General features: G+C 35.3%; 20 protein-coding genes and 1 riboswitch. Of the genes, 7 read left to right on the top strand and 13 right to left on the bottom strand.

Features of this window, described 5'->3' with window-relative positions; genetic code table 11:
* Positions 1-117 precede the first annotated feature (117 nt).
* From MHI18_RS20670 to MHI18_RS20660, 3 genes are all read left to right on the top strand, one after another.
* The gene (locus MHI18_RS20670; protein WP_340850195.1) at positions 118-399 is read left to right on the top strand and encodes a hypothetical protein; all 282 of its coding nucleotides are present in this window, start codon (positions 118-120) and stop codon (positions 397-399) included.
* 215 nt (positions 400-614) lie between these two features.
* Positions 615-1,250, top strand: coding sequence for an FMN-dependent NADH-azoreductase (locus tag MHI18_RS20665; protein WP_340850194.1), 636 nt, complete (start codon positions 615-617; stop codon positions 1,248-1,250).
* A 152-nt stretch (positions 1,251-1,402) separates the two neighbouring features.
* Positions 1,403-1,939, top strand: a complete 537-nt coding sequence (locus MHI18_RS20660) for a TetR/AcrR family transcriptional regulator (protein ID WP_340850193.1) — start codon at positions 1,403-1,405, stop codon at positions 1,937-1,939.
* A gap of 401 nt (positions 1,940-2,340) precedes the next feature.
* Here MHI18_RS20660 and MHI18_RS20655 read toward each other — a convergent pair whose 3' ends face one another.
* The 3 genes from MHI18_RS20655 to MHI18_RS20645 all read right to left on the bottom strand — a co-directional run bounded on the left by MHI18_RS20655 (position 2,341) and on the right by MHI18_RS20645 (position 4,782).
* On the bottom strand, positions 2,341-3,189 hold the full coding sequence (locus tag MHI18_RS20655; RefSeq protein ID WP_340850345.1) for a CPBP family intramembrane glutamic endopeptidase: 849 nt from the start codon (positions 3,187-3,189) through the stop codon (positions 2,341-2,343).
* 309 nt (positions 3,190-3,498) lie between these two features.
* The gene (locus tag MHI18_RS20650; RefSeq protein WP_340850192.1) at positions 3,499-3,666 is read right to left on the bottom strand and encodes a hypothetical protein; all 168 of its coding nucleotides are present in this window, start codon (positions 3,664-3,666) and stop codon (positions 3,499-3,501) included.
* A gap of 447 nt (positions 3,667-4,113) precedes the next feature.
* Positions 4,114-4,782: a TetR/AcrR family transcriptional regulator gene (locus MHI18_RS20645; protein ID WP_340850191.1), complete on the bottom strand. Its 669-nt coding sequence runs from the start codon at positions 4,780-4,782 to the stop codon at positions 4,114-4,116.
* Positions 4,783-4,943: 161 nt separating this feature from the next.
* On the opposite strand from MHI18_RS20645, the gene MHI18_RS20640 reads away from it, so the two are divergent.
* Together MHI18_RS20640 and MHI18_RS20635 are read left to right on the top strand one after the other, a co-directional pair.
* Positions 4,944-5,675, top strand: coding sequence for an SDR family NAD(P)-dependent oxidoreductase (locus tag MHI18_RS20640; RefSeq protein WP_340850190.1), 732 nt, complete (start codon positions 4,944-4,946; stop codon positions 5,673-5,675).
* Positions 5,676-5,721: 46 nt separating this feature from the next.
* The gene (locus MHI18_RS20635) at positions 5,722-6,552 is read left to right on the top strand and encodes an SDR family oxidoreductase (protein ID WP_340850189.1); all 831 of its coding nucleotides are present in this window, start codon (positions 5,722-5,724) and stop codon (positions 6,550-6,552) included.
* A 291-nt stretch (positions 6,553-6,843) separates the two neighbouring features.
* Here MHI18_RS20635 and MHI18_RS20630 read toward each other — a convergent pair whose 3' ends face one another.
* Positions 6,844-7,116, bottom strand: a complete 273-nt coding sequence (locus MHI18_RS20630; RefSeq protein ID WP_340850188.1) for an HU family DNA-binding protein — start codon at positions 7,114-7,116, stop codon at positions 6,844-6,846.
* A 612-nt stretch (positions 7,117-7,728) separates the two neighbouring features.
* Positions 7,729-9,189, bottom strand: coding sequence for a PGAP1-like alpha/beta domain-containing protein (locus MHI18_RS20625; RefSeq protein WP_340850187.1), 1,461 nt, complete (start codon positions 9,187-9,189; stop codon positions 7,729-7,731).
* A gap of 764 nt (positions 9,190-9,953) precedes the next feature.
* Here MHI18_RS20625 and MHI18_RS20620 point away from each other — a divergent pair.
* Positions 9,954-11,870, top strand: coding sequence for an AAA family ATPase (locus tag MHI18_RS20620; RefSeq protein WP_340850186.1), 1,917 nt, complete (start codon positions 9,954-9,956; stop codon positions 11,868-11,870).
* A 441-nt stretch (positions 11,871-12,311) separates the two neighbouring features.
* On the opposite strand, the gene MHI18_RS20615 is transcribed toward MHI18_RS20620, so the two are convergent.
* The 7 genes from MHI18_RS20615 to MHI18_RS20585 all read right to left on the bottom strand — a co-directional run bounded on the left by MHI18_RS20615 (position 12,312) and on the right by MHI18_RS20585 (position 23,152).
* The gene (locus MHI18_RS20615; RefSeq protein WP_340850185.1) at positions 12,312-16,061 is read right to left on the bottom strand and encodes an SIR2 family NAD-dependent protein deacylase; all 3,750 of its coding nucleotides are present in this window, start codon (positions 16,059-16,061) and stop codon (positions 12,312-12,314) included.
* Between the two features lie 141 nt (positions 16,062-16,202).
* Complete coding sequence (locus MHI18_RS20610) at positions 16,203-17,717, bottom strand: PIN-like domain-containing protein (protein WP_340850184.1); 1,515 nt, start codon at positions 17,715-17,717, stop codon at positions 16,203-16,205.
* Positions 17,718-18,399: 682 nt separating this feature from the next.
* A complete protein-coding gene (locus tag MHI18_RS20605; protein ID WP_340850183.1) occupies positions 18,400-19,488 on the bottom strand; it encodes an iron-containing alcohol dehydrogenase family protein in 1,089 nt (362 codons plus the stop codon).
* 15 nt (positions 19,489-19,503) lie between these two features.
* Entirely contained in the window at positions 19,504-20,337 is an 834-nt protein-coding gene (locus MHI18_RS20600) for a MetQ/NlpA family ABC transporter substrate-binding protein (protein WP_340850182.1), read from the bottom strand.
* Between the two features lie 17 nt (positions 20,338-20,354).
* Positions 20,355-21,026 (bottom strand): methionine ABC transporter permease, encoded by a 672-nt coding sequence (locus MHI18_RS20595; RefSeq protein WP_340850181.1) that lies wholly within the window; start codon positions 21,024-21,026, stop codon positions 20,355-20,357.
* Positions 21,016-22,029, bottom strand: coding sequence for a methionine ABC transporter ATP-binding protein (locus tag MHI18_RS20590; RefSeq protein ID WP_340850180.1), 1,014 nt, complete (start codon positions 22,027-22,029; stop codon positions 21,016-21,018). The genes MHI18_RS20595 and MHI18_RS20590 overlap by 11 nt, the downstream gene beginning before the upstream one ends.
* Positions 22,030-22,171: 142 nt before the next feature.
* A riboswitch (SAM riboswitch) is annotated at positions 22,172-22,281 on the bottom strand.
* Between the two features lie 76 nt (positions 22,282-22,357).
* Positions 22,358-23,152, bottom strand: a complete 795-nt coding sequence (locus MHI18_RS20585) for a carbon-nitrogen family hydrolase (protein ID WP_340850179.1) — start codon at positions 23,150-23,152, stop codon at positions 22,358-22,360.
* An 86-nt stretch (positions 23,153-23,238) separates the two neighbouring features.
* Between MHI18_RS20585 and MHI18_RS20580 the strand changes: the two genes are divergently transcribed.
* Complete coding sequence (locus MHI18_RS20580; protein ID WP_340850178.1) at positions 23,239-24,402, top strand: pyridoxal phosphate-dependent aminotransferase; 1,164 nt, start codon at positions 23,239-23,241, stop codon at positions 24,400-24,402.
* A 544-nt stretch (positions 24,403-24,946) separates the two neighbouring features.
* Here the strand turns inward: MHI18_RS20580 and MHI18_RS20575 are convergent.
* On the bottom strand, positions 24,947-25,384 hold the full coding sequence (locus MHI18_RS20575) for a C40 family peptidase (RefSeq protein ID WP_340850177.1): 438 nt from the start codon (positions 25,382-25,384) through the stop codon (positions 24,947-24,949).
* Positions 25,385-25,399: the final 15 nt, after the last annotated feature.

Genomic DNA, 25,399 nt, shown 5'->3' with positions numbered 1-25,399 from the left:
GTCTTAAAAACCTTTAGTGTTTTTCATTATAATTAAAGGCTCTTTTTAAAAGATTTTTGCTATTAGTGTAATATGACATTAAGAAAGCACCATTTATTGTTAAACAGGAGGGTATAAATGAACAAGATTAAAGTATGGTTTGTCCTTTTAGTTTTATCTTTTTTCTACCAAGTTAGCTTTTTATACACCTATTTTACAGATCAATTAGTAGATTTTAATAGTATCTTTGCAGATACCTATTGGATTACGGCAGGACTCTTCGGTGTCATAATTGGTGTGTATATTATGATTACAGTGAATATCGGTCTATTCGGCAAGATATTAGCTTTTATCGTTATGCTTTTCGGGTTTGGTCTACTTGGTCTATTGCTTTTAGCTTTAGCTATTACATCAATGTAATTTTCCCAACAACCTAGTTAACATAAACCCCTATTATCGGTAATGACAAGACACCTAATTGAACATTATTTTGATTATTCACTTTTTAGTTATTACCAGCTAAATGTTGGATTTGCAACAAGTTGATAAAATTGATGGTTTGTTTCGTTGATCAATCATTTTATACTAGGTTTAACAACAGTTGTTGTAAATTTAAATGAATTTGAGGGATTATTATGACTAAGGTATTATTTATTACAGCAAATCCAAACGATGAAAATTATTCGTTTAGTATGGCAGCAGGAAAGGCATTTATTGAAACGTATAAAGAAACAAACCCAATGGATGAAATTATAACCGTAGATTTATTTAAGGACGATATTCCAAATTTAGATGCAGATGTTTTCAGTGGTTGGGGAAAACTTCGTGCAGGACAGCCAATGGACGCTCTTTCAACTGAGGAATTAGCAAAAGTCAGTCGCCTAAACGAAGTTCTCGATCAATTTATTTCAGCGGATAAAATGATATTCGTAACGCCGATGTGGAATTTCTCATTCCCAGCAGTTGTGAAAACATACATTGATGCTGTAGCTGTACCTGGTAAGACGTTTAGATATACAGAAACTGGTGCTGTAGGCTTACTTCATGATAAAAAAGTATTTCACATTCAAGCTCGTGGAGACTTTTATTCAGAAGGTCATTTAGCAGATGAAGAGCTAGGCGATAGATATTTAAAACATATCATGAACTTCATGGGTATTACTGAATACGAAGGTTTATTTATTGAAGGTCAAGCTAAAATGCCAGAAAAAGCTGAGGAAATTAAAGCTAAAGGCATCGAGCGAGCAAAACAATTAGCACAAAACTTCTAATTGTTCCTTACCTTTATATTGCAATTCGTGGTCCATACAAAATGGATCACGAATTGCTTATTTTTTTTCTGAAAATTTTTCTGTTATAATCGTGTCATGCATTTAATCCAACAAGTGTTTAAAATAACAGTGTTTTGAGAAGGTAGGTACGAATGAAAAAACAAGATCCACGGATTCAACGGACAAGACAAAATATCATAAATGGTTTTATGAGACTGATTAAACAAAAAGATTTTAGTGATATTTCCATTGCGGATATTACACAAGAAGCAGAGATTAACCGTTCAACATTTTACTATCATTTTATGGATAAATACGATTTAATTGATGTGATTCAAAGAGAAGTTCTTACGAAAGAAATTTTTAAGGAAGTAGCCTTACAAGAAGTCATCGATGAACAAACGATTATTATGTCCCTACAAGCTATTATGAATTCTCAAACAAATTTAGCCCTACATTGTCAACGAGCCGTTAAAGAATTTAAACCGAAAATGGACTATGAAATTAAACAACGATTGACGGAAACGTTGCAAACTTTATTAGATAATGAGCATGGTGCGAAGGAAGAACATTATTTACTTGCTACATTTTGGAGTTGGGGCATTTATGGGGTTGCAATCGCATGTGTAGAGGGGAAAGAAACGTTGCATACGGCAGTAAACCGTTTGACAACTATGATTTTAAGCTAGTATATAGAAACAATTCTATATACTTTTTTTCATGCTTTTTTCCGTCAATTTAATTGATTTGTTGGATTTCCTAACAGCAATAGCATAAATATAGGAGACTACAAATGGGGAGAACATGTAGCTTCTGACAAAGTTATAATAACTACTACCTTTGGTTTCACGTTATGGAGGACGAAATAAATCATCGTGGTCAGATAAGAACAATTAAACGATGGTTATCATTAAAAACCTTTTCAACTAACGGTGCATGAAAGACAATAGTTGAAACATACAATTTAAAAGAAAGGTGGAGAATCTTTTAAAACTCTACCTTTCTTTTAACTCTTCTTTTATCGAGGAATTAGGATTTTGATTTACAACATAGCGCCCGATTGTAGTAGATTGTAATTCTAAAGTATTTTTTATGAAATATGTCTTATTTTTCTTTTATCATTTAATATTAAAACGGATAATACCACGACACTCAGTATTACAATAAACAAAAATGATAAGTATAGCGACATGAAGCCTTCAAACGTCTCATCGAACTCTAAAAGCGCAACACCTGATTCATATATACCTCCCAGAGAAATATATCTCGCTACTTCAAGGTAAACTATATGAAATATTATATTCATCCATAGTGAACCAGTATATGCTCTATAAAGCTGTAGAGCAATTCCAAAAGCGAAGAGTAATATTAAATAATCTATAGTTATTGCAAATGATTTTTCAAAGAATATTGATTCCATCACCATCACTGTTAGCGGTACACAAATAAAGATTAACGGTTGCAGAAGTAACGATGTAAAAAAGCGGAATTTTTTTTGCAACTCTTCAACTATTAAACCACGTATAAAGACCTCTTCTGGAAATGCTTCGTACATAAATGCTGTTATTGTATTGATTAAAACGGAAATTACAACACTTGTTGTCAAGTTCATACTGAGATTTTCAATCCCGCCGAATAAATAGGCCGTTAAAATACCTAGTCCAAGTAAGATAAAAGGCAATGCAATTCCAATAGCCATCTTAGATGATGATTTTACACCTTTAAGGCAGATACTTTTAAACGATTCGGGGCTTTTTCTCTTCAATATATAGAGTACAACGAGCGTCAATCCAGTAAAAATCACCCCTTGTAGAAGCATAGCTACTTTTCGTTCAATATCGTGAGTTTGTATTAAATATTGTCCGACATTACTCGATACAAATAGAAATCCCGATACTAGTAGAAAATACAAAAACAATCGACTAATCCTTAACTTCATTGAATCCAATTGGATGCTCCTTTATATTAAGACTTTAAGATTATAAATGAGTACCTAGATATGTCCGTCAATGAATTCAGATGCTTTCTTATAAATTTTATACATAAAATACATCAATATAGTAACAGTACAAAGAAAAGATGATCCAGAAATATTGTCTTCAGTGAGTATAGTGGTTTTACTGATCTCATTTGCTTTGATAGTAGGGATATGAATTTGGTCAATTTCCACTTCTATCACACCGCTCCAATTTTCTTCAATACGTATGTCTGTTCATCAATATTTCCTATGACACAATAGTAGAGTAAGCTATTCTTCTATATAAATAGCAACAAGTAAATTTTTAAACTTTCGTTTTTTAATCCCTATCTTAATTTCGGATCCCTTGAAAGCAGTAAATGACGCTACACTTCTTTTATCACATCTTGAAATAGCTTTTTCAATGGTTCCCACACTCTCTTTCTCTCCGTTTTCCATATTGTTACAATTGTATCCCACCTTTCATAGTTCATGGTTATACATATTTTATATTCATCACTCTATATTTATTACGATTTAAGCAAAAGTAAGTTTCAACTACCTAGTTATTCTTAAATTCGAACCGATTCTAGAATAATATGTACTGCAAACTTCCCTGGAAATTAAATGTGATTACTGAAAGTAACCAAATACCCAAACGATCAAGTACAACAGAACCAAAAGGGTAAAAGTCGGAGACATGTTGCTGATCGATAGCGACAACATCACAATTTCTAAAGAAGCTACGTAAAAAAGAAATTGAAAATCTCATGGATGAATTATTTGAAAATTAATGCATACCTTCTCATTTGACATGGCTTTTTTATGTGAATAGAGCAAAAAACCTTGAAAGGCTGGAAGCCAATCAAGGTTTATTACCAAACACAAAATCACCTCCAATTAGTCTCAATTATGTGAAGCTGTTTGAGGGTTTTTGAGTGCAGGCAGCAGAATACTGTCAATTAGAGTCGCGTAGAAATGCCTGTCGAACGGCTGGCGTTGAACAAGTCCACGATAAGCAGCCATAGAAACAATCACCTGGCAAGCCATGGAAACATCTGCTTGAGCGGGAAATTCACCACGAGCTACAGATCGGTGAATGAGTTCACGGTTCAGAGTGTCCCAAGAATCAAAAATTCCGATCCCCCCACCCTCAGACAATTCCATCTGCTGCAAAAAAGACCCTAGCCCCATGAGCACTCGAAGCTTTTTCTCTCCTTCTTCAATCGATTGCGGCTTTAAAAGGGCAAGAAGATCACCACGTAAAGTACCTGTATCAGGCAAATGCTCCAACTCAAGATGACTTCGATTCATCCAGGTCAACGCTTCCTGGACTAACTCTGCCTTGGAAGACCATCGCCGGTATACTGTTGCTTTCCCCGCCTTTGCTTGAGCTGCAACCATGTCCATTGTCATACCATCGAATCCCGCTTCTGCAAGAATGTCTATGGCCGCTTCCAGAATTTTCGCGTCCCGTGTATGATCGCGCTTTCGTCCTGATTTTTGTGCAGGCTTATCTGCCACTAACTCAGCTACTTCGCTTTGCTCGGATGTTTCTGTCTTTATTTTCTTCATACATTTAACTCCTTTTAAACATTTTTAAAAACTTATTAGTTTCGGAACTTTACAGTTCCGTAATTATGTGGTTTACTATCATTATCCCACATTCACTGGGAAATTTATAGATAGTATTCCATACAAAGGAGATTAAAACCATGCAGACCAAACCTGTAGCATTGATCACCGGAGCCAACAAAGGCATAGGATTGCAAATCGCAAAGGATCTGGCAGCACATGGCTATACCGTGCTTATCGGATCACGTAACCTAGAGAACGGAAAATCGGCCTCTATTAACATTGGAACTGATGCACATGCTCTCCAGCTCGACGTTACAAAACAGGACTCCATTTTTTCAGCAGCAGAACGTATTCGGAACGAATTTGGTCGTCTCGACGTGCTCGTAAATAATGCAGGGATTTCACATGCAGGCAAACCTGACGATCCGTTTCCGAGCAGTGGTGCTGCAAGTGGTCTTATGACGATTGCTTCACTCGAAGACATTCGTGCCGTTTATGAAACGAATGTTTTTGGAGTCATAGCTGTTACACAGGCCATGTTACCACTTTTACGTGAAGCCCCAGCAGCTCGGATTGTTAACATGGGCAGCACCGGCGGCTCCCTTAGTTGGAATTCCCTTCCCGATAACTCGCATCGTTCGATGTTCGGAGCCTATTCGGCGTCAAAATCGGCTGTTCATGCGGTGACACTTGCCTTTGCCTTCGCACTTGAATCGTCAAATATCAAGGTCAATGCTGCATGTCCTGGCCATACCTCGACTGCACTCAATAATTTCTCTGGCTCTCGCAGTGTCGAACAAGGAGCACTTGAAGCAGTCCGGCTTGCGATGCTTGATTCGGATGGTCCAACGGGGACATTCTCGGATGAGGATGGTGCCATTGCATGGTAAACAATATATATACATCAACGGTTAATTTGGTTAGGGGGAGAGCGTAATGCGTGTTTTCGTAACAGGAGCAACCGGGTACATCGGTTCTGCCGTCATTCGCGAACTCTTAAGCGCCGGTCATCAGGTCGTCGGTCTTGCGCGCTCAGACAATAGCGCCGCGAAGCTAAAAGAGGTTGGGGTCGAAAGTCACCGCGGCGATATCGACGATCTTGACAGTCTTCGCAGTGGTGCAGCTGCTGCGGATGGCGTCATTCATCTAGCATTTAATCATGACTTTGCAAACTTTGACGGGGCACTCACAGCAGATCTTCACGCTGTCGAAGCGATGGGGTCGGCGTTGGAAGGGTCTGGTAAACCATTCGTGATCACCACCCACAACAACGGAGTGGCAGCAGAAAATGTGGTATTGTCACTGGCTGAACACGGTGTGCGAACATCAATAGTCGAGCTTTGTCCCTCAGTACATGGTGAGGGTGACACAGGATTTGTGCCAAGATTGATCCAAATTGCCGAAACAAAGGGCTTCTCAGCCTATGTGGAAGCAGGAACCAATCGCTGGCCGGCTGTTCACCGGCTTGACGCCGCACAACTATATCGTCTCGCCTTAGAAAAAGCCCCTGCCGGTTCACGACTAAATGGGGTTGGAGATGAAGGGGTACCCTTTCGTGACATTGCCAGTGTTATTGGGCAACAACTGAACGTTCCAGTAGTCAGCCTTTCAAGTGAAGAGGCGAAAGATCACTTTGGCTTCCTCAGCACACTTGCTGCTCTCGATATTCCAAAATCAAGCACTGGAACTCAGAAACTCTTAAAATGGAAGCCTATGCAACTTGGACTAATCCCTGACCTCGAACAGGATCACTACTTTAATAACTGAATAGAAAAGCTCCCGTAGCTTTATCTAGGGTTTACGGGAGCTTTTCTCGCCTTTTTCTTTCAAATACTAATTATCAATAATTCTAATTTAGTAGTTTTTTGAGTAAAAACGGGTTAGTTGCTTTACTGCCTGAAAAACACCCTACAACGAATTTTAAATTTTTTCGGACTATAACTACCCATTCAATATAAATTAGAGAATCTAATTCGAATTCATATTATCTATAAACCCTTTTTTAATAAAAAAATACCCTAGAGACCTAGTCCCAAGGGTATTTCAATGAAAATTTATTTATTTAACAGCTTCTTTTAATTCTTTACCAGCCTTAAATGCTGGCACTTTAGAAGCTGCAATCTGTATTTCTTCTCCTGTTTGTGGGTTTCTACCCGTTCTAGCTGCTCGGTCACGAACTTCAAATGTACCGAATCCAACTAATTGGATTTTCTCCTCTTTCGCCAGCGTGGTAGAAATCGTTTCAAGTAATGCCTCTACCGCCTTTTTAGCATCTTCCTTTGTTAACTCTGCTTGTGTAGCCACTGTATTTACTAGATCAGTTTTGTTCATGATAACACTCCTTTTCTTTGTCTAAAATATGTAGAAACACCACCATATCATATCATTACTACGGCAGTCACTTATGAGCTAAAAAATCCAATCACTAATTAAAGAGATGTTAGTTCTATAACCTGTATTATGTAAACTCAAGTATAATACATAGAATATGCTCCCACTCTCAAGTCGGATTAGATAGTGAGGGCTGATTACATCATGCCGCCCGTAAGCTGATAGTGTGTAATATCTTTAACAAGAGGTGAAAAAAGCGCGGTAAATCAACATTTTGGATGTTCTTGACTGTAACATCGTTAACGGCGATTTACCGTTTTTTATGGGATTGCGTTAGCAAAATGTTAGCATCTTGTTAATATTACTCCGCAACACCACATGGCTTAAATAGTGATTGCAGATAAAGTGTTGTAGCAGCCCTTTTATTGCAACTGCAGAGATTCGTCAAATTACACAAAGAAGAACTCTACCCCATGCTTCATCAACCTAAAGACCTTCGGTGACTATTTCTGATGAATTATCTAATTGAGTAGAGTTTATTTTATCCTATTAAAATTTTCAATAGTAAAAACCTATTTATTTCTAAATACATAGTTATTTTCCCGGCACTATTTAATTATTACTATTATAATTAAAGTCAGTTTCTAGTTTTATCCCAATATGACTTCCTAAATAATGTAATACATTGTTGATACTAATTTTATATAAATTTTCATAAGTATTATTTTCTACATCCTCATAAATTAATCTGATATAAATTGAAGGTGATAACAATGGTCTCTCTTTACTTTTAATTTTAAAATACTCAAGGGTGTGATTAAAGCTATGACTTTGAATTACTAGAAAATTTTCAATATTATATATACTTGATATTAATACTCCATTTAACTTAGAGTTAAAAGATAACAATTTCCTCCCTTCTTCTTTTTCTAAATAAGCTATTTTCTCAATTTGAACATATTTGTCTCCTTCATAATTCAAACTATCTAAAGGATTCATCATCATCCACAATAAATTGTCATCAGTTACGAGAGCTTCCTCTTTTCTAACTTCTAGGTGAATTTTTACATTCCTCGCATATCTTTTTCCTATATTTTTAATTTCCATATTAAATATTTTTGAAAGGGAAGGTAAATATTGATAGTTTTTAATGTTCTCTTTTGTGTTAATATCATTGTAAAATTCCGGATAATGAAGTGGTATAACATCTTCATTAAAGTCTACAATTATAAATGGCCTCTCTGTTAGATTCGGCTCCTTGGAATTATTGTTTGATAGCTCATTCTTTTCATTTTCTTTGCACAAATATTCTATCAAATTATTCCTAACTGCTGTGTAAATAAGGCTATCTTCACTGAGAGGCTTTGTAATAGAAAAGTGATCATCAGAACTATACTCAACCTCTTGTTCTTCACTTTGTATACCTATAGCACTTTCCTTGCTTACTACTCGGTCATTTTGTCCATAGAAGTAAACTGTATGGGGATGCCCCTTAAATTCTTTTACCCATCTATTATTAATTTTGCTCAAATCTGGACTAGCAGTTGCAAGATCTATAATTTGTTTATTATTTTTAAATAGCCACTTTCCTAGATTAGCCCATTCTACTCCACCATGAGGTACAGCTAGTGACAAAAATAACTTTACTTTTGGATTATTTGAGGTTAAATCATCAAGTATATATGACTTAGCAATTACTCCTCCCATACTATGAGCAATGATTATTATATTTTCATAATTAGTACAGTGGTTATTAATAATTGTCTTTAATAATAAACTTAAATCTAATATCCCTACATTCTTATTTGTAACTTTAGATGAACGCTTTATTGACCTTAATATACTATTAATTACAATTGTCGGAGAATTCCAATATATAAGTTCAGTTAGATAATTTATTAAAGCTACATCAAAATTAGCTGTAATTTCTTCATCGTTAGATAACATTTCTGGGAAGGAAATTGTGTTCGTTGCCTTCCAAGTTTCTTCTCCACCTGTAAAACCATGTATAAATAATATGATATTTTTATTTTTATTTTTACTATCCTTATGAATAAAATTTATATTCTTCAATTACAATACCTGCCCTTTTAGTGATTTGGATGGAGATTGCAGATTTGGAAGTTTCAATAATTGCATTAAAAATTTCTTTTAAAATAAATGTTTGTAGTACTGAATATCGAATGATATTCTAAAAAGGTTTTATTTTTGCATTTTTATATAGTTCAAATACTTTTCTAAGTTTTATGAATTCAAATCATTATGATGAATCTAATTACGATAAACTCTCAATCTATCTAATCCGTAAGCTGAGAGTGTGTAATATCTTTAACGAGAGTGCGAGGAACTTTCACATCCTTTTTTTAGGATTCTTTATTCTTCTTAACTCTCTTTGATATATTAGCTCTAGATTGTTGTGGTAATTTTGATATTCCTGGGCTTTGCGTATTGCAATTTGGTTTATAGGATCTTCTAATAACATAGTATCCCCCCATAAACAAAAAGCCCCGTCAGGAAGACGGAGCTTTCCACGAAAACGACACTTAAAAGTAAGTTCTCACTTAGAACTCAGCATGAGTGCCTTGTTCTCCATTTTCGAATAAAATCCGAATCATGTAATTTCCGTTTAACCTAATGACATAGTTATATATTACCACAAATAAACAATTTTGTAATTATTATATCGAACTAATCTTTAACACAAAAATATACAGATAAACTTTTAAAGGGCTCTTCCTAATCCGTATTTCTCCCTCTTATTATAAGTATAATTTTATTTTTAATGAGTTTCTTCTATTAAAGTAAATTATAATAAGAATATGATTTACAAGAAATGAGTGACTAATTTGGTACATCACATAAAAAGACTACGTGTTAATAGTAATTTAAAATCCGACTATAATTTAAATGTCATTAAAAACCTGTCTAAAGTCAATATCTTTGTAGGATCAAATAATTCAGGTAAAAGTAGATTCCTTAGAGGAATATTTGCATTCGATAAAATTCTTTCTTTTATCCCTCCAGAAGAAATGGTTGACGTTGAGGAGTATTACAATATACTAATAGATTTCATAGATTCAATAATTACCACTATAACAACAAATAGTACTGTTGTAGGCATCGGTGAACTTAATGTAAACACATTAATTAGTGATATAGAAACTTCAAGACATATGCCATTTTTAAAGGAAGATGAAGAGTTATTTAAGGACTTTCAAAGATTAGTTCATGAAATAAATGTACTGAATAGTTCATCATCTCTCACTTTACGTTCAAGCATAGTAAGAGAAACTAACCTAATAGATCTGGTAATAACTAACTTAAAAGCATTAATTAATGATTATCAATCAAAAATTGCTGAAATAACTCCTTCTGGTGGAACAAGTTATAAAATTAATTTTAAACGTGTTTATATACCGATTTTACGTGGCCTTAGAGGATATGTAGATACAATCGATAATGGGAAAGATGTTTATAAAGAAAGAACGAAAAATGATTACTTCAAAGAAGCGCCTGATACATTAGAAATACACACTGGTCTTAATCTCTATGATGAAATAACAGATATGTTATTAGGAAGTGTTCAACAAAGGCACAAGATGCTGAAATTTCAAGAATTCATGTCGGAAAGCTTCTTTGATGGACAGCAAGTTACACTTACACCCGTTAGAAATTCAGATGTAATAAAAGTGAAAATAGGAACAGAAAAGGAAAAAAACATATTTGAATTAGGGGATGGAATTCAGTCATTAATCATCTTAACATTCCCATTATTTAAGTTTTCAGAAGAAAACTTGCTATTATTTATAGAGGAACCTGAGTTGTATTTACATCCAGGTATGCAGAGAAAATTCATTGAGATTATAATGGATGAGCAATTTGCTCATCACCAATTTTTCTTCACAACCCATTCAAATCACTTTTTAGATATGACACTTGATATGGATAAGATATCTGTCTATAAATTTAAAAAAGAATTAGGAGAACATTCCGGAAATCCTATTGAAGAATTAGATGCAACTTTCTCTATTGAAAATGTAAGTAATGAGGACAAGAGCTTGTTACAAGAACTTGGAGTTAGAAACTCAGCAGTTCTTCTATCTAACTGTACCATATGGGTTGAAGGGATTACAGACAGGTTCTATATAAGACACTTTTTAAAAGAATTTCAAAAATCTCACCATGATTTAAAACAGTTTAAAGAAGATACACACTATTCATTTGTTGAATATAGTGGTGGCAATATAACTCATTGGTCATTCCTAGATGATGATGAAACAGAAGCGGATGAAGGACATGCTTCTATGAATGCTGAAAAAATCTGTAGCACTCTTTTTTTGATTTCAGACAAAGACGGTGATGATAAGCGTCCTCGGCAAGATAAGTTAAAAGAAATTCTAGGAGAAAGGTATTATTGTTTGGAATGTAAAGAAATTGAGAATTTACTTTCAGCAGATACAATAAGAAAGGTAATTGCTGAATACGAAAAGAGTACCTTAAAACACCTAATCAACAAAGACTTTACGCAAGAAGAATACAAAAGCAAGCATTTAGGTACCTATATAAATTCTCTTTTTCCAGATGGGACAAGAAAAAGAAGAGGTAGTTATGCTGCAGCTTCAGGTACTATAGTAAATAAATTGGATTTCTGCAAAAAAGCTATTGACCATATAACTACGTATGAACAATTAAGTGAGGAAGCCCAGAAATTAAGTCAAGTTCTTTATGACTTTATAAAAGCACACAATGAGTAACGACATTTATTTAAGAAGCTCTCTATTAGAGAGCTTCTTAATAATGAACTTATTGCATAAGCTAAAATCATTAATGTACTTAGTCCAGACTTGGAGACATTGGATGACTGCTGAATTCAAAAGGTGGCTCCTACAATTATTCATATAAATGTAATCTAAAGATAAGCAAAACTCATTTACTTATGGTACGCCCCTCCTCTATTAATACTAACTACACCCTCCACAATCTGGTCCGATTATTGAGGTTCAAATTCCAGCTTGTTAAATTTAAAAAAGTTGAAACAAAAAAACTACATATAATTTTATGTATGTACACCACACTTAGCATTTTAAAAACCGGGCACTATTTGAATCCTGTTCTGATAAAAAAACCAGAGTGCGATAATGGCTATTTTCGCACTCTGGTTTTAAACATTAGCTTTAAATAATACTGCTTATTATTTAATTCCATTGTTTCCGTAAGTCAGGAATTTTGTTATTCATACTTTCTTCTTGGTATGTCCTCAAAATATCAGGAATTGATTGGTTATTTCTTCCTAAGTTAACATATAGGTCGTGAGCTAGTTTTGTAGCGACAGCTCTTAAGGATAAGAACTCTTCTTCGCCCCAAGTGACAAAGTGTTCATCTGAAGGAGCTTTAATTTCCGTTTCATCATATAAATTCTTTAATGCTTCTATCACTTTCTCAAACTGTGTCTGAGAGAGTGAATAAAAATGTAAATTTATGATCTCAGTCAATAGTTTAATTGATTGATCTAAATACGGCCGTCTTCGTAAAAATACTTTTTGTATTAATTCATCGAGTGCTTTTTCAGGTATAGTATCTAATAACTCATCTTTATAAAGATCTATCCAATTCTTTATTGCCTCTAACGCATCAAATACTTGATTCTTATTATTAGAGTGTAAAAAATAAACAATAGTTGACTCAGTTTTAGCAATTTCCTCTTTTTTAGAAATTAAGGGCAATAAGCTTACGGTATAAAAACCTTGTGTTTCTAGATCATTTAAAATTATTTTAATTTTTTCTATTATTTGCTTTTCAGAAGAGGACACATAAAGAAGCTTAAATAAAAACCTTTTAAAATGAATAAAAAACTGATTGTTTGAATCGGACTTTAATTTATCCCTATTTCTAATCCACCATACCTCTAATCCTTCAATCAATGATAAAAATTGCTTCCTAAAGTACGTAAAATTAATACATTCTGAATGACCTAGCAACAACTGAGATAATTCAATTAAGTGTCTTTCAATGAGATCTACACGACTAGATGAATATGAGAATTTAGTACCATTTTCTTCACCAAATACATCCACAAATTTTCTTTCAAATAAATTTTTTATCCCAGTTGCAATTGTTTCATTAAATTTACAGTGCGCATGAAAAAAGTGAGAAATTAGGCTTTTTAAATAAAAATCAGTATTATAAATATTATTTTTATCTAATAATAAATCTCCTATAAGTACTTTTTGGGTATTGCTAATTGCACCTAGATTATCTAATGTCATTAACCTTAACAAAGTTTCCGTGTTTATATCTTTGGTCTTCTTTAGGTCTTCAATCAATCTATAAACATTTTCTTCTATTATTCTTCCAAGAGAACTAATAGTTTCTTTATAATTCAGGTTCTTTTTAAATTCCATCATATCTATATAATAAAATGGATCAATAATATGACTATTCGAGGCTATAGGTAAGTTTAACAAATCATTCAGTCTAATTAAGAAATCTTCATCATCGAAAGCGTAAATCGTTCTCTTAAATAAGTTATTAAGTTCGGTAGCAAATATATGACTACCATTATTATGGTTAGAGACTGACATATATATATCTATGCCCAAGCTCAAACAATCATCTAATTTTTCTCTGCTAAGTTTTATCGTTAGACGCGAAAGAATTTCAAGTAATATTGAAAATCTCTTATCTTCGAACAAGTTTAATTGGTGATTTTTTCTTTGATTATTTAAATAAATAAGCGAGTTATATATATTTACAAATAATCGACAAACTGTATCCTCCTCCAAAGTAGCTATAATTTCTCTTGATAATAAAGATTTAATAAAATCCTTATCTTCCAATTGTATAGCTGTTATGAGAGCATGCATAAAATTTGTTGGCATTATAAATTCACAAGCAGTAATAACTCTTTCTTTGTCAAAAATTGTGTTATTAATTCTAAATCTATGTCCAGTAGTTTCCATCATTCTTATTAATTGTAATGCATTTTTATTATCCACTTCATATTGATTATTAAAAGAAATGGAGAGAATTTCAGTCCCCGGATCAAACGATTTAGTAGGCTGTTTCGGTTGCTTAATCAATGAACCATCTATTGCTGTTACAATCTCTTCATATATCTGATTGGCATCACAGTGTATTGTTTTTAAATAATTCTCCTTCTCTATGTTATTGTATAAATTATTATAAGTCCTTTGCTTTTTTAAGGCGTTTAAAATTCTTAATATCCAGCTTTCTTGAGATAACAATTCAATATCGTTACCCTCTACATTCCTTTTTCTAATTTCATTTAATGAGGTTATTAATATATTCTCGGCCTCTTTTATTTCTCTAAGTTCCATTAAGATGGACGCTCGTCTAACTTGCCAATATGGGATATTGTAATTAACAGCCCAATCATTTAAGAATTCAAAAACTTTTGGGTAATTAAGATTATTTAGTTCAATGAGACATTGGTTATAATAACTTTCTGCTTGAAGCTCTTCATCTTTGCTTATTAGAGACTCATATAATTCTAATAAATCATATACTCTTTCATCATTAAATTGTTCTCTGTAGTAGTTCACTAAACTAAAACAAAGTCTTATACATTGTTGTTCAATAATATCCATATCTTTATTTTCCACTTGATAGAGTTTTTTTATTTTCTCATAATCTCCTATACATTTACCAAAGTCATAGACAATGTATTCAATTATTGGTACAAGTAAATTAAATCTTGGATTTGAAAGGGATAAAAGAGCAACATCTAATCTCCATAATAGTTCATATAAAATAAATAGAAATTGTTTGAAAGAAAAAGTCCCTTTAGAATTAACAATAGACTGAATGAGCTGAAATTGAGTATCGTTCCAAATAAAGTTTCTTGCTTTCCGTGGAGCAACTACCCATTGGGGATAATAACTTCTATCCTTCTCCCAAATTTTAGCTATATTAATAATACTTTCCGTAGAGAAAAGACCCTTCTGCAAGTCATAGAAATCAAATGAATTATATTTTTTTGTTGGATTAGCTTCATTGAAACTAAGTTTCTCTTGAACTTCTGGCGTAATTGACCAAATTGAAAGAGGATTATTTTTGTTTGGTTCGGGCCAATAGTATGGTGTTCTTAATTCTGGTTTCATTAATTCTAGAAAGAACCATTGTAGAGCATTTTTATGATTATTTGTTTGTTTTTCATCTGTAAATAATTTACTAAAATCAATAACTCTAATTTTGATACTTTCTAGACTTCTTTTCTGAGACTCTGTTAAGAATCCACAAAAATATATTGAGGATGCATAATCACCTAGATTATCTCTAACCCATCCGATCCAATTTTTAAAATTCGGGTCATCACCAGAAAAACCAATAAGGCATAATGTATTTTCCATTATACTTTGCTGAACAAGGTTTATAAAAGGTGAAAATTTATTAGGATAGGTCCTATAATCTTCTTCAGTAAAAATAAATGGTCTATGTGATGGAAAACTTCCGTGTAGTTTAACAATTCTTGGCCTAATCGAATTGGGTATATCACTTACAGTCTGTACAAGGCTATAGTTTCTGTCATAAATAAATTCTCTAGTTTTTTCAATTAAGCTATCATAATTTGTTGTAAATATATCAACCCAAGGCAAAGATAATAACATTTTATGTAATTGTGCAGGAGTATAATTATTATCTGGTAAAGATTCTTTTAGGAATTTATCCAACGCTTCTCTACCAAATTCAAATTCAAACTCAGCTGCCAATTTCAATGGATCTGTAGTGGCATATTTTCTAGTTTCTTCATCAAAATAAAGTTTACTTTTCATTTCATCTATCAGTTGGGACCAAGTTAAGAAAGATCCCTTTGATTTAGAAAGCTGTGTTGCATTTAAACTAAAGCCTGCTCCTACCATTACTGAGGCATTTCCTTTATTTAGACTCTCTCTAATCTTTTCAATATGATGTTGATCAGAATACAATTAAGTTCCCCCCATTCACCTTTAACTTAAACGACTTGTACTTTATTTTAACATTTATAGAAAAAAGATTGCGATAATGGTAATTTTCGTACTCTAGCACTATTTTAGAAATAGCCTTATAATATTATTTCACTTCTAATCTTAATGGTTAGCCTCACAATCTTTACAGTACGCACCATGCATAGTTCCTCTTTGAAAAACCACACCACAATCTGGGCAAGTGTCATTACTGGACATACAGTTTTCACAGACATGCCCGCCACTTACATAATTATATTGGCCGGGTCGTTCTTCACAAAGCACACAGAATTCCACCTCATAGTCTTCATCATCTTCAATACTAGCAGATGTTAATTCCAAATTTGCAACTTCAATTTCGAATTCTTCATAGTTTACAAATTCATTTTTTTCTATAGAATTCTCATCGTAGTTAAAGCGGAAATTCAACTCAAAATTCATATCAATTTCAACGAGACCATCATTATTTACTGAATAATGCTGAGAATACATATTTTCTACTGCTATATCAGACTTTGTATGTATTATTCCTTCAACCGTGATTTTATCACCTTCTACGTCCATAGAAATTGATTCTAAATTAAGATCTACATCCAAACTATTAACTTCTACCTCACCCGTCAAACCGCCACTTAAAAATCTATTAAGTTCTCCTGAATTTATTAAGAAATCCATTATTTGATTTTGTAAGAATTCTCTTGAACGATCATCATCAATAAAATCCATACTAACTTCTTCTATGTTCATTTCAACCCAAGCTCTTGATGGATTAGTTCCAGTTATTACTGATATATATGTATTGAATCCAGATAGTGTAAACATATTAAAACTCACATTATTCCCAGCACAGTCACTAAATTCCTTTATCAATTCTTTCCGTGGACCCACCAACTCACCTTCTGCATTTATTTCCCACCAATCTGGTTTTACATCCTCGGTGATAAATATTACTGGTTTATTTCCCTCATTAACTGACTTTTCCAATGTCTCTTTCCAAAGTATTAGATCTCCGAATTTTCTTAGATCTAATTCACCTTTTTCTTCTTCATCCTTATAACCGGGAGGGATTTTATATTTATATCTCCTATCACCTTCTTCATATATATCTAACAATTTTTGAAAAGAAAATTCTCTTCCTACTCTTCCATTGGTAGTTAATGTATCTACTAGGTTAGTGACTTCGTCATTAGATAGTAACGTTACATTACTCTGAATTTCATCTGCTATGCTATCTTTGAAATCCTCTGATACCTTCTTTATCTTTTCTATTTCTTCTTCTAATACTGTAGCCAATTCTTTAATTTTAGGAAATTTATATTTACCGTATTGAAGAAACTTCTTTGATAGTTCAGTATGGGTATTTTTCAATGTCCTATTAACTTCTAATGTAACGTTTTTATATTTATTGAAAGATTGGTTCCTAACTTTATCCTTATGTCTTCGAAACTCTTTAATAACCTGATTTGGAATCCATAATGAATCTATAATCTCATTAAGATTCTCTAATATTTGTTCAGAAGTTCCTGCTGACCATCTATATAGATTTAAGAGTACATTAGTGTCTATTACAACAATAGGTTCCTCTTCCCATATGGTTTGAAATTCCTCAGTAGAAAGCATACAAATCTCCCATTCCAATTTTAGTAATTTCAATTATACCATTTCAATAAAAACGTGTGATATATATTAAACAGAAAACACTAGTCTCCTGTTCTTTCTAATATTGCTTTAATAGGTCCTATGAATATAGGTTTAACATAATACAAATATTCCTCCTATATAATGACTTGGTTACAATTGCAACTTCAACTGGAAAACCGATGGATTGTTCCAACACACAATAACTTATTTTTTCATCTCGATTTATTATTTTTTAATAGTATTTTTGGACATAAATTTTGACACTATCAAACACCTCTATTTTAAGTAGTAGCAAATCATGATCAATACTTTTAAGTTAGGAGTAAGGATAAAGGAGTAAAAAGCAAATAGATTGTAAACGAAAAACCAACAAAGAAATCAATGGAGTCAACCTATCGGTAGCTGAAGCTATTACGTTGTGTCCAATGGAGTGGAAGGAATCGATTAAAGCTATTAGTCTATGGGACAAATCAAGACCGGAATTATTCACATTGACATAGAGTTGAATTCACTTGCGAATGTGTTTGGAGAAATTACACATGGTGTCAGCACTGGTGGCTGCATGTACTTATAATCTAACTGCAATTGCAAAACATATGTAGTAATAAAAAAATGCGAGCAAAAAAGTCAACAGCAGACTCTGTTGACTTTTTTATTTTTTGAATCCTATATATAATGTTCATCTGTCTTGTTGAACTCCCCTTGACTCTAAATATCGCATGGCTTGTGCCACTTCAATAGCTGTTATTTTTTCACTACGCAAGTGATGAATGGACTCTTCATTTCTTGTGGATTGTTGGGCAATCTGGTCAATCCATTTACTTGGAATATTTAATTCATACAGCGAGGTAGGCAAACCCAGTTTTTGATAAAAGGGCAGCAAACGCTCAACTTCACTTTCGTTCTGTTCTAGAAGCAGTTGCACCAAAATACCATAAGCCACTTTATTTCCATGAAGTGCTTCGTGAGACTCAGGTGCAATGGTCATGCCATTGTGTATAGAGTGTGCACCTGCAATCCGGCCATAGCTATCTCCAAATCCACCTACCATGCCCCCGAGCATAATAATCGATTCAACTACTTTGACGAATGCATTCGACACGCTTACTTCTTTTGCGTCACCAATCGCTTGTTCTGCATGATCAAACATTTCTTCAACACATAACCGCGCAGTATGATGAGCGACTTTTAGCGCGACCGGGGGATCGTTTAATTTGCTAATTTGAACGTCTGCTTCATACCACTTGGCTAACGTGTCGCCAATACCCGCAATGAGAAGTGGAACGGGGGCTTCTACTAAAATACGTGGCTCGACGAGAAGGATGTCTACACTCATTGGGTACACATCGTAATGTGTCATCACACCTTCATTTGAATAAATAACGCTAAGTGGTGTCCACGGTGCACAGTTTGAAGCGAGCGTTGGAATTAAAATCGACTTCGTTCCACTCGTGTAAGCTGCCGCTTTTACGACATCCAACACTTTTCCGCCCCCCACTCCGATAATTGCGTCTACAGCATGGTTCTTGGCTAGAGCAGTCACTCTAGAGATTTCTGTAACTGTACACTGTCCTTTATAAAAGGCGTGTGATACGTGAATACTTTTAAGATTTGGAAAATAGTAGCGTGCCGCATACCACGACTTCACACCCGAAACGATGAGTACACGTGTGATACTTCTAGACTTTAACTTGTCTTCAAGTTCGTCTAGCACTCCACTTTTACAAACATATTCGGCAGGTGCTCCTCGAATAATAATCTCTTCCATTAGATCCCTTCTCTCTTAACGGTTTTCCATCCACTCAGGTTTACCAAAGCCTTCAAATTCCGCATCGATAATTGCTTCGAATTCTGGTGCTTCTACGATTTCAACTAAGTCTTTCGCTAGTTGTGTGTCTTTGTTTGCAGTTGTTACAGCAACCAAGTTACGGTAGAGATCTGGCATGTTCTCTAAAATTAACGCATCCAGTAAATTCATATCTGCTGCTAAAGCGAAGTTTCCTGGAACTGCTGCTAAATCTGCACCATCTACTGAACGAGGAAGTTGACCTGCTTCAATTGGTTGGAACACTAAATTTTTCGCATTTGTTTTAATGTCTTTTTCTGACACAGTTAACGGTTCTGCATTAGGATCTAATTCTATTAATCCGTGATCTTGTAAGATTAAGAAAGTACGGGCCGCATTAACTGGGTCATTTGGAATCGCTATTGTTGCACTATCTTTGACATCTTCTATGGATTTATATTTATTAGAGTAAATACCCATTGGTGCTGTTGGCACTGTGATAAGTCCTGTTAATTCCATATCATTTTCTTTCGAGAAGTTCTTAATATAAATGGAGTGTTGGAAAAGGTTCGCGTCAATATCTCCATTGTTTAGCGCAATGTTAGGTTGAATGTAATCGCTGAATTCAACGATTTCTACTTTGTAGCCTTTTTCTTCAAGAGCTGGTTTAATGGCTGTTTTCAACATGTCGCTGTAAGGACCTGCTGATCCGCCTAATTTTACTGACTTATTGTTATCCACATTGCCTTTTGTTTCATCGTCACTTCCTCCACATGCTGCAAGAGCCACTACTAGTAACAGGAACATAATCGAAAATATAATTTTTTTCATCTCTGTCTCTCTCCCTCTTATCGTTTATCTATTGCTTTAGACGTCCAGTCACCCAACTGTTGAATGATTTGAACGAGAACAATTAAAATCACAACCGTGACAACCATAATGGTATTGTCATAACGGTAATATCCGAAGCGTATTGCCAAGTCGCCAATTCCGCCGCCGCCAACTACTCCAGCCATTGCGGAGTAAGCAACTAGACTAATGATGGTCATCGTCACTCCTTGCACAATGCTCGACTTTGCTTCTGGCAATAACACATCTTTGATAATCATCCAAGGGGTCGCTCCTACTGCAACTGCAGCTTCGATAACGCCTTTATCAATTTCTCGGAGTGATGTTTCAACAATTCGCGCGAAAAATGGAGTTGCCGCAACCGATAAAGAAACACTAGCTGCTGCTGGACCGATCGTTGAATCGACTAGTAATTTGGTTAATGGAATAAGTGCGACTAATAAAATAATGAATGGAATGGAGCGTACCATATTAACAATAAAACCAAGCGTGCCTTTTACAAATCGATTTTCTAAGAATAAACCACGATCAGTAATGAATAGAACAATACCAAGTGGTAATCCAATAACAATCGCAACAGTCAGCGAAATCCCAATCATGTACATTGTTTGCCCGAATGCTTTAAGAATGTCTGGCCATAATTCAATCACGTGCTGGAAATCAATGCCCATTTTGAATCACCTCCACTTGCGCTCCGCGTCCTTCCACATACGTAATAGCTCTTTTTATATTGTCCGGATGTCCTTGAATTTCCATTAAAAACAAACCGAGCGGCACTTCTTGTATGTATTCAATCGAGCCGTGCAAGAAATTCCCACGTACATCAAAATGCTGAACCATATCTGAAATAACACCTTCACCCGCCACATCACCTTTAAACATTACTTTCACAATGCTACCAGTAACTTTAGCCAAAATAGCTTGTGGAACTTCAAATGACAGCACGCTACTAATAAATTCTTTAGTCAGCTCAGCTTTTGGATTTGAGAAAATCTCGTATACCGACCCTTCCTCCACTACTCGCCCATCTTGCATAACTGCCATGCGATCGCAAATCTCTTTTACTACATTCATTTCATGCGTGATTAACACAATCGTGATGTTTAATTCGCGGTTTATCTTTTTTAGCAATCGTAGAATGGATAACGTAGTGTTTGGATCAAGCGCAGAGGTTGCTTCGTCACACAGTAACAAAGAAGGGTTATTGGCTAGTGCACGTGCTATTCCAACACGTTGCTTTTGCCCACCACTCAGTTGTGCTGGAAACACATCTTTTTTGTCAGTTAAACCAACCATCTCAAGAAGCTCCACTACACGAGATGCCATTTTTTCTTTTGGTGTGTTTGCCGCTCTTAATGCGAATGCAATATTTTCAGCTACTGTCTTTTGACTAATCAAGTGAAAGTGTTGGAAAATCATACCGATTTTCAAGCGTGCTTTCCGTAATTCTTCTCGCTTTAATTTTGTTAAATCGCGTCCATTCACTTCTATCTTTCCACTTGTTGGTCTTTCAAGTAAGTTGATACAACGTAGTAGCGAACTCTTACCAGCTCCTGAATACCCCACAATTCCGAACACTTCCCCTTCAGGGATGGTGAGATCTACTCGGTCAACACCCATTACCAGACCATTTTTCGTTTTGTATCCTTTAGATAAATCGCTTATTCGTATCATCACAAGCTCCTTTTTACAAATTAGAAAAGCGTAAAGTCCCCTTCAGTACGTAGCAGGACATGTCGAGTTTTTAGAAAAAATTTCTTTAACAAAATAAAAAATGCCCCTTTCATAATGAAAGAGGCACCGAAAAATGGATTTTGGGTTATCTTTCAGAATGAAATCATTCTGTAGGAATTGGCACCTTCCCAGCCTATTGCTGGGGGTTGCCGGACGTCATAGGGCCTATCCCTCGGTCACTCTTGATAAGTTTCCATATGTAGTTGTTTTGTTTTTGTTGCTCGAACTAAATCTTACGACGTTTCACAACGAGTGTCAAACCTTTTTTTTAATTTTCAATCAATGGTTGGTAGAGTGACGGTCTACGATCTTCATACACTGGTATACGTGTGCGCACTTCATCTACTACTGAAAAATCCACGTCAATCACCGCGTATTCTTCATGTTCAGTGCCAGTCCACAATACTTTCCCCCACGGTGCAATAATCATGGATTGGCCATTAAACTGATTGTTCGGGTCAGTACCCGTTCTATTCACCGCAATAACGAAACATTGATTTTCAATTGCACGGGCTTGAAGTAATATCTTCCAATGGTCAATGCGTGTCGACGGCCACTGAGCTGGAACGAATAATACCTTTGCTCCAGCTAATGCATGCGCCCGTAGCCATTCTGGGAATCTTAGGTCATAACATATGACTCCACCAGCTTGAATAGAACCTAGAGAAAACACATTTTCCTTATTTCCTGCTTGTAGGTAGAGATGTTCATTCATCAGACGGAACAAATGTGCTTTATCGTATTCCCCTACTAGCTCTCCCTCATTCGTATACACATACATCGTGTTGTAGAAATTATCTCCTTTTTTTGTTGAAACCGAACCACCTACGATATGAATGTGATGTTTGCGTGCTAAATCGGAAAGGAATTTTTTTGTGCGCTTTCCTTCGATATCGGCAAGTTGTTCTAACTCTGTTAATGCATAGGCAGTATTCCACATTTCAGGTAAAACAACGAGCTCTGCACCTTCACTTACCACTTTTCCGATAAACGTTTGGACGTTGTGAAAATTTTTTTCAGGATCAGCAAATGCTACGTCGAGCTGAATGCAAGCGATTTTCATGGATACACCCACCTATAGACAAGATACTCAAAAGGTTATAATATTTAGCAGATGATTACAACTATTTTAAAAAATGAGGAAAATCCATGGAACTCTCAAAAAAACTACAACAATTACCTCCACAGTTTTTTGCTTCTCTTGTACAAAAAGTAGGAGCTGCTGTGGCACAAGGACGCGATGTAATCAATTTAGGTCAAGGTAACCCGGACCAACCAACACCCCCACACATCGTAAAAGCATTACAACAAGCTGTTGAAAACCCTGTGAACCATAAATATTCGCCATTTCGTGGAATAAGCGAATTGAAAGAAGCGGCAGCTGAATTTTACAAACGAGAATACAACGTTGATATTGACCCCTTGACGGAAGTCGCTGTATTGTTTGGAACAAAAACCGGGCTTGTTGAATTGCCTATGGCCGTATTAAATCCGGGAGATTGGATGCTGCTACCAGACCCTGGATACCCCGACTATTTGTCAGGAGTGATGATGGCCGACGTACACTACGAAACGCTACCACTTATAGCAGAAAATAATTTTCTACCTGATTACAATTTACTTTCTGAAGAAAGTAAAGAACGTGCAAGACTCATGTATCTTAACTACCCAAACAATCCAACTGGAGCGACGGCAGACATTGGATTTTTCAATGAAACCGTAGCATTTGCTAAAGAAAATCGGATTGCGGTATCACATGATTTTGCCTATGGAGCTATAGGATTTGAAGGAATAAAACCAGTAAGTTTCTTACAAGCAGACGGCGCAAAAGACGTCGGAATTGAAATGTACACACTATCTAAAACATACAATATGGCAGGATGGCGTGTCGGATTTGCTGTTGGAAATGCACAAATGATTGAAGCCCTAAACTTGATACAGGACCACATGTTTGTAAGCTTATTTCCAGGCATACAACACGCTGCCGTCGCTGCTTTAAATGATAATCAATCATGTGTGCACGAATTAGTAGATCGCTACGAAAAGCGTCGCAATGCCTTTATAAACGCATGCAACCTGATTGGATGGCAAGTAGATGCCCCTAGAGGCTCCTTCTTTGCTTGGCTGCCCGTTCCTAAAGGCTACACGAGCCAGAACTTCGCTGATAAACTGTTAAATGAAGCAGATGTAGCTGTAGCCCCTGGAAATGGCTTTGGTGAATTTGGTGAAGGTTATATTCGTGTAGGCTTGTTAGTAGATGAAGTCCGTTTAGAAGAAGCTGTTCAACGTATTGGCAAACTAGCTATTTTTTAACGAAGACTTGCTTCTATGATTATCAATTTCTCCAAAATTGATAATCATAGAAGCAGGACCATAACGAACCTATAAGGAGTTTAGCGTTATTATCCATGGTAACGTTGTCATTAGGGAGGAATTAACTCATGGAAGATAAGACTAAAAAAATAGCAGACTCATTGTAATTCTGCTGATAGGGATAGCGATGCTAACGTTGATCGGAATATATTCAATAGTTATTTCATCTAACGCTAATTCAAATGATTCGCAATTAACCATGAGAGAACAGGTAGCTGCTATTTCTCAGGAACCTTTACCAAACCACCAAGAAATTGAACATAGTTTGCTAATGACTTCAACTGAGTTGGCAGACTATCTAGGTATATCAATTGAAGAGCTTAATTCAATAGGACCAGAGTCAGAGATAACCTTGAGTTGCTTTTTATGACGATAGAAAAACAAACATATTACTCAAAGCCAGCAATTGATGTTTGGTTATTAGGTGGAATAAAGTATTTAAAATTAACAGTGTAAGAGGCTATGTCAATCTGTGACATGCCCTCTAGTTAGATTCTTTAGCTTGACCATTAAACTTTCCTCTCCAATATCCTGTCGTCATGTCAGCAAACCCCACGCCTCTACTCGTTTGAGCTCCGAGGAAATGGCCATTTCCTATATAAATCCCCACATAGCCATCTCTTTTGTACGTATTAAAGAAGACTAAGTCACCTGGCTTTAATTCACTTGGCGAAACGGGCTTTCCCAGGTATTTTAAGGTGTCTGTACTGGTAGACGTCACAGGACCTAAATCCACTGCTGCTTCTTTAAATGCCCAATGAACGAAACTAGCACATTCAAAACGACCTCTAGCTATTTCAGATTGATTGCGGCCACCGCCAAAAACACAAACTGAATTCCCTATCCACCGTTTTCCCACATCGACAACCGCACTACCAGTACTGTCTCCTCCCCCGGCATTGACAGTGATATATCCTTTCATATATTGGCCGGCAAG

It is taken from the genome of Peribacillus sp. FSL H8-0477 (assembly GCF_038002765.1).
In the GTDB taxonomy this organism is placed as follows: domain Bacteria; phylum Bacillota; class Bacilli; order Bacillales; family DSM-1321; genus Peribacillus.
This window is presented reverse-complemented; position numbering and strand designations above follow the sequence as displayed.